At 37.7% G+C, this 6666-nt stretch carries 5 protein-coding genes; 2 read left to right on the forward strand and 3 right to left on the reverse strand.

The window, feature by feature from the left end:
• Positions 1-133 precede the first annotated feature (133 nt).
• Positions 134-1621: an asparagine synthetase B gene (locus tag H6G75_RS32340; protein WP_242051730.1), complete on the forward strand. Its 1488-nt coding sequence runs from the start codon at positions 134-136 to the stop codon at positions 1619-1621.
• Between the two features lie 46 nt (positions 1622-1667).
• Here H6G75_RS32340 and H6G75_RS32345 read toward each other — a convergent pair whose 3' ends face one another.
• The 3 genes from H6G75_RS32345 to H6G75_RS32355 all read right to left on the reverse strand — a co-directional run bounded on the left by H6G75_RS32345 (position 1668) and on the right by H6G75_RS32355 (position 3981).
• Positions 1668-2144: a hypothetical protein gene (locus H6G75_RS32345; RefSeq protein ID WP_190983947.1), complete on the reverse strand. Its 477-nt coding sequence runs from the start codon at positions 2142-2144 to the stop codon at positions 1668-1670.
• 525 nt (positions 2145-2669) lie between these two features.
• Positions 2670-3233 carry a DUF4231 domain-containing protein gene (locus H6G75_RS32350; protein WP_190983948.1) on the reverse strand — a complete coding sequence of 188 codons (564 nt, stop codon included), beginning with the start codon at positions 3231-3233 and terminating at the stop codon, positions 2670-2672.
• 13 nt (positions 3234-3246) lie between these two features.
• A complete protein-coding gene (locus H6G75_RS32355; RefSeq protein WP_190983949.1) occupies positions 3247-3981 on the reverse strand; it encodes a hypothetical protein in 735 nt (244 codons plus the stop codon).
• 377 nt (positions 3982-4358) lie between these two features.
• On the opposite strand from H6G75_RS32355, the gene H6G75_RS32360 reads away from it, so the two are divergent.
• Positions 4359-6542, forward strand: coding sequence for a filamentous hemagglutinin N-terminal domain-containing protein (locus tag H6G75_RS32360; protein ID WP_199338110.1), 2184 nt, complete (start codon positions 4359-4361; stop codon positions 6540-6542).
• Positions 6543-6666 lie beyond the last annotated feature (124 nt).

The raw sequence follows: 6666 nt of genomic DNA on the forward strand, positions 1-6666 counted from the left end.
TTTTGACAAATACTCAGCACTTTCTTGAACTTCTAGATTGAAAGGGCGTGCCATTGCTTCCTCATGAGTCTTTTTCTTCCATGTTCTTTATTCTACAGTTCTATGCACGCTCATTTAGACTTGGTATAAGCCATTGTATTACACTATTCATAACGATATTCTCTATGTAGCTTCAGAAGTCAAAGCTTTGTTTGCTGCTGGTGTCCCTGCGCGTTGGGATTATGAAAGTTTCTGGCAAGATACATGGGGTGTTTTATCTTCTTGTCGGACTTTATATGCTAATGTTCATCAAGTCCCGCCTGGACATTTTTTATTAGCATCACATACAAGTATTCGTCTACATCGTTATTGGGACTTTGATTATCCCCAAAGTGATAATTATTTATCCCATAATCCAGAAGATTACATTCAACAACTACGCCAAACATTAGATGAAGCAATTCAATTACGTCTCCGGGCTGATGTCCCAGTTGGCTGTTATCTCAGTGGTGGACTGGATTCATCTACAGTGTTAGGAATGGCCGCTGTTCATAGTGCTGAACCTCTCAAGGCTTTTACAATTGCCTTTGAACATGCAGCTTACGATGAAGCTGCGATCGCACAGGAAACAGCAGCACATTGTCAGGCTGATATCCAAGTTATCCCCGTTAATCAAAAAGATATCGCTGATCATTTTGCTGATGCAATTTGGCATTGTGAAATGTTAAGTATGAATGCCAATACTACCGCAAAATATTTGTTAAGTCTTGCCGCTAGAGATGCAGGCTATAAAGTGGTACTAACAGGAGAAGGTTCAGATGAGATTTTTGGTGGATATGTGCATTTTCGCCAAGATAAATTAATTTACCACCAAGAAGATGAAGACCCAGAAAACATCAAACTTTTATTAGCAGAATTAAAACAAAAAAATCAAGTTTCCGTGGGTTTGTTGTTTGCAGAAGAAGAATCAATTCCAGATTTAAATCCCATTGAAAAATTGTTAGATTTCATTCCAGCCTGGATGCAAGCTGCGGCACAAAGGCATGTGGAGTCTCTGCGGTTCTATTCACAAGAACTAATTGACCAATTTCATAGACGAGATGTGTATCGCCAATTTTTCAACCATATAGATGTTAAAGGACAATTGAACGGTAGAGAACCTGTAAATCAATCTCTCTATTTGTGGTCAAAAACAAATTTAGCCAATTACCTTTTACGAATGTTGGGTGATGGTGTGGAAATGGCACATTCAATTGAAGGCAGACTACCATTTTTGGATCATAAAGTAGTTGAATTAGTTCGGAATATGCCTATTTCTTTGAAAATTAATGGACTAACAGAGAAATATGTTTTGCGAGAAGCAGCCAAACCATTCATTACAGATACAGTCTACAAACGCCAAAAGCATCCATTTATTGCACCACCTTCTACCTTTAATCTCAACGAACCATTACAACAACTCATTCAAGACACTCTGAGGAGTTCAGCAATGTCTCATCTACCCTTTTATAATCAAGGTGCGATCGTGCAGTTGCTAGATAAATTGCCTGAAATGAATGACACTCAACGAGCAACTACAGATTTTCTATTGTTAAGAGTACTTAGTGCTTACTTTCTCCAAGAAAAATTTGCCTTGACATAAACTAGAGGCGTACAGCTAGTTAACTGTACGCCTCCACAATTTCGTACTATTCTAAACCATCATTACCTACAGCCGCTCTGACAAGTGCTGTAAATTCATCTAGTGTTAAATTACCATACCTGAGCTTTTCGACTATAGCCCCTCGAATTGAACCTTCTGGTGTTGTATAAGGTAGTGCAAATAATCCTCCTGTGTGGAGTGTAATGCTTGGTGTGGAAATATGAGTAATTGGATCTATATATGAAACTCCTGTAACTGTATAACTACCATTGAATCCAGCAAAAAAGGTGCCTGTAGGGGGATTAATTTGAGCAGCAACAGTGGATAAATAAGCACTGGGAGTAACATATACAACTGCACCAGCAAAGGAACCTGCATCTCCCGAAGAAAAATCGCTGATGGGGTCTTCTATTAATACTTGTGCTGATGCTGGGGTAGAAGTGAAGTTTAAGCAGCTAATTAATCCCGCAAAAAATAGACCTGCTTGCCAAAAAATTCCAGCAGAACGAGAATTTAACATCATGTTATGAAATCCTAATTTTGAAGAAATTAAGTCTTGTTTGCTGGATGTTGTCTATGCAAATCAGTTGTTTTCAGTTTTGTCTTTGGCGCTTGATTTTCAATAATTGGGATAACTAATAAGATATAAGCTTTTTGGGATTTCAGCTAATAATTCACAGCCAAAAATGTAAATTTAAAAAGACATAAATTACTGGCGCAAAAGACATAACTGCAAGTTTATTTACACTCTCAAAATGACTCCTAACTGTTCAAAAGTTTAGGAATATAATCAACTGCTTCTAAAGAAAATATTTTTACTTTTATTTGATAGTCTATAATATCTGAAAAAGAAGTATACAAAGGAAAGCAACAGAGAATTTGTTTACAAACGATTTACGATTACTATATAGGACTTACGCAGAATATACGACTTATTGGCGTTCTTGGCGACTTGGCGATACCCTTTGGAAAGCAGCTTCGCGTCTAGGATGAATTAAGCTTTTCGGGATACTTTTGCGTAAGTCCTGCTATAAATCCGCTATAGCGATTAAGCTACCTTTTCGTGTTTATTATCATTATTATTTTCTTGTTGTTTCTTTTCTTGTACAACTTGGGTAGCATACACCTCTACATCCCTTTGAATAATATCTTCTACTTGGTTAGCGAAAACGTTAAATGCTTGCTCATGATCCTGATAGCCTGCATAAGGCCCAGTCAACTCAAAGAACTGCCAGCCTTGGGTTTTTAACGATTCGGCTGTGCGTCGATAGTGTCGCCAGCGTTCTCCATAATGAAAAAACTCTTCAATAGCTGCGCTGATTGCTACAACTTGGCTCAGTCCAAAAGTTCCTATCACTACAATTTCTCGCATTTTAGAACTATTAATATTTAAACTGACTAGAGCCGGAAGAATTACGCCACCAATAATGGTTAACAGCCGCAATTTATAATACATATTTCTTGCTTTACCGGCTTGACCTTCCATCCATAACATTTGGTCTAACCAGCGTGAAGCTAAAAATATTTTTTGGAGTTCTGAAATATTTAAGGAATCAATTAAACTTGTAAATTTTTCCTTAAGAAATTCTTGGTAAGCATCTTTTTTCGCCATAGTTTTTCACTACCTAAGCTAATAATTGTGTAATTTCATTGATTAAGTCGTCTTGTTTAGCGGCTAAGTCTATTTTTTGTAAAAGACCTGATGCTGCCAATTTTTGAGCGCGTTCATCAGTCGTATCTCTATCTAAGGCAGAAGCCAGCTTATCTGCTGTTCTGCCACTACCAGCAATTACTATCACTAAGCGTCCAGCAATAATGCTATTTAAGGCATCAATAAAGCTAATCTCACCACCATTAATCAAGACTGTAATAGAAGGTGCTTGATTAGCTAAAAGAGTTGCTAAATTAACTATCCAAGGTGACTCATCACCCCAATTATTGCCAGGAACCAGCACAAAATGAGTATGATGCGGCTCTAGGGCTGTAGCATCCTCACTTAAGACAGTCTGTTCAGGTAAAATTACTTTGGCTAAGGGAGCAACACCAATTAAGGGAAAATCACCATTAATTTGGCTACGAGCATTACCCATCAATCGCATAACTCCCGCATCAGTACCTCCATCTACCACATAAGCACCTAAGCTTTGAGCTATTGGTGCTAAGACTTCTACAAACAGGTTTTGGATACGCAAGAAGTCTACTTCACTAATCAGACTGGCTCCTCCTACGATGACTAAAACAGGATGGGAGTGACTTAATCCTAATTGCGCTAGTGCTTCTGGTAGTTGAGTAGTTTGGGATACTGTTACTGCTACTGCTGCTTGCTGAGAATTTAAAGTTAGGTTAAAGGAATTTACCATTGAATTGAAATGGAACTTGCAAAAGTTTAAGTAATTTCCGTAGTTGTTTTGGGTTTAATGTTCAATCTGCAATTCACATCATAGTAAGTTAAATGTAATTAAATTGACTATCGGCTGCTTAACTTACTAAAAATAACCTACTTTTGAGAGAAGGTGTAGAGGTATTGCAACATCAGTAAATAATATGAATTTTGATAAGCTGATGGTACTTAATTAAGTTTTGTTTAGTACCAGTTCATGATTATCTCCAACCTTGCTGGCAGTAGTTAAATATACGTTATGCAAAAAACATCTATGTAAATTCTTGACAAAGAACTATGTAGCGATTTTAATTGGGGATGAACTTATGCTTAGTCTTCACAGAATTTGAGTTAACAGTGAATAAACGCAGGAACTTTGCTGAAGGTAAGCCAGGATTCTTCTCAGCAAAGATAGCCATAATCCCGATCGCTGTAGGATCAATATTGACCAGTAATGCTTGCTTGGCACAAATTACACCTGATTCCACATTGGGAAATCAAAACTCCCGCGTTACAACTGGTGTCAACATTAAAGGAAATGAAGCTAACTTAATTGAAGGCGGTGTTGCAAGAGGCAGCAACCTATATCACAGTTTTTCAGAATTTAATGTCAACAATGGGCAGAGAGTATATTTTGCCAACCCTACAGGCGTTGATAATATTTTTAGTCGAGTTACGGGTAGTAGTGCTTCTCATATTTTGGGGACTTTGGGCGTAAATGGTGCAGCTAATTTGTTTTTGCTCAATCCCAAGGGGATTATTTTTGGGTCGAATGCCCAGTTAGATATTCAAGGTTCATTTTTAGCTACCACAGCCAACAGTTTTCAATTTCCTGATGGTAGTGAATTTAGTGCTACTAATCCCCAAGCACCGCCACTGTTAACAATGAGTGTACCTGTGGGTGTGCAGTATGGTTTGCAGCCAACCGCAAACATTACCAGTCAAGGGAACTTGGTAACAGGCAAAAATTTGACGCTGAATGCAGAAAATCTGGATTTACAGGGAACACTCCAAGCTGGTGGTGATTTAACATTACAGGCGCAGGACAGTTTAAAAGTTAGAGATAGCGCAAGTATCCCGTTCATTGTGGTGGCGGGCGGGAATTTGCTGGCGCAAGGTAATCAGAAAGTTGATATTTATGCCTTAAATCACCCAAATAGTGGCTTTTTTTCGGCTGGGAATATGGTATTTAGGTCTAAAAATACCATTGGCGGCGATGCACATTTTTGGGCTGGGGGTAATTTGAGGATAGAAAAGTTGAACGGCGATTTAGGTAATCTATTTAGTCCCCATGCTCCTGTAATTCGCGCCACTGGGGATGTGAGTTTTGATGGCTACAGAGGAGCATCTTTGCACATTCTGGCGGGTGGGAGTATTAATATTACCGATGATGTTGAAATCACTGGCGTAGACAGCACAATTAATTCTCTTCAAGAAACCGTCACGCTATCGGATGGCACAAAAATAAAGATTGATGGTAGTCAAACACCAACCTTAGACATTAGAGCAGGGGTCGATTCTAGTTATATTGGCACTGCAAACTTTACACCTAACTCACTGACTGGATTCAATCTGCAAAATCCTACGACAACCAATAGTCCAACAAATGCGAATATTACTATCAACGGCAATATTATAAATCAAGGAGGGTTGATATTTTTAACAAATCAATATCAACCTAATCCTCAGTTGTCAGGAAATATCATAACCCAGCAAATAGATTCTGGAGAAGAAAACATTTCTAACGTTAAAAATGGGGGAAATATTCTTATTCAATCCAAAGGAAATATTACAACTGATCAAATATTTTCTGGTATAGATAATAATCAAGTTAATACAGGCAATGGGGGTAACATTATTATTCAAGGCAGTGGTAATATCACAATCAGATCAACAGACCTAAATAATAAAAATAATGCCGGAGCTATTAATGCTTCCGTAATCACACGTGGAGGAAAATATAATGCTGGAAACTCTGGGAAAATTCAAATTACCAGCAGCAACGGTGATATTAAGGTTACAGGAGGCATATTTACAAACTCAACTGCTGCTGGATCAGGGAGTAGTGCAGGCAGTACTGGTGATATTACGTTACAGGCGCGTCAAGGGATAGTTGAAGTTACTGCTAACCAAGCTGGTGCGATTGTAACGCAAACTAAAAACGATCAAAGTACTGGTGAAACTGGAAATGCAGGAAATATTACAATTGATGCCAAAATTATTACAATTAAAGGTAGAAAAGGAAAACCAACTGATCGTGATGTGACTAGTGAATCTACCCTAACAGGACGAGCAGGAAATATTACTTTCATAAGTCAAACCCCACTCGAATTAGAGGAACTAATTATTAGTAGTAATGCTCATCATGGTAATGGTGGTTATATTAATATCAACGCTCCTTTATTAACTATAAGAAATAGTAAAATTAGTACAATAAATTCTGGTAAAGGCAATGCAGGCGATATCAATATAAGTACAAGGGGTTCGGTGCTGCTTGATAATAAGGCTGAATTAAATACTAATAATACAAGTTTAGGATAAGCTCTTGTGCATTTAAATTGTGATAATAGTATCGCCTTTATTTTTGAGTTTTCGTCCCCATTTAATAATTAACGCTCCTTCATTTAAGAGTTGATGTAATAAATATTCTAGGTCTTCAATTGAT

Origin of the sequence: Nostoc sp. FACHB-280 (assembly GCF_014697615.1) — a bacterium.
Lineage (GTDB): Bacteria > Cyanobacteriota > Cyanobacteriia > Cyanobacteriales > Nostocaceae > Nostoc_B.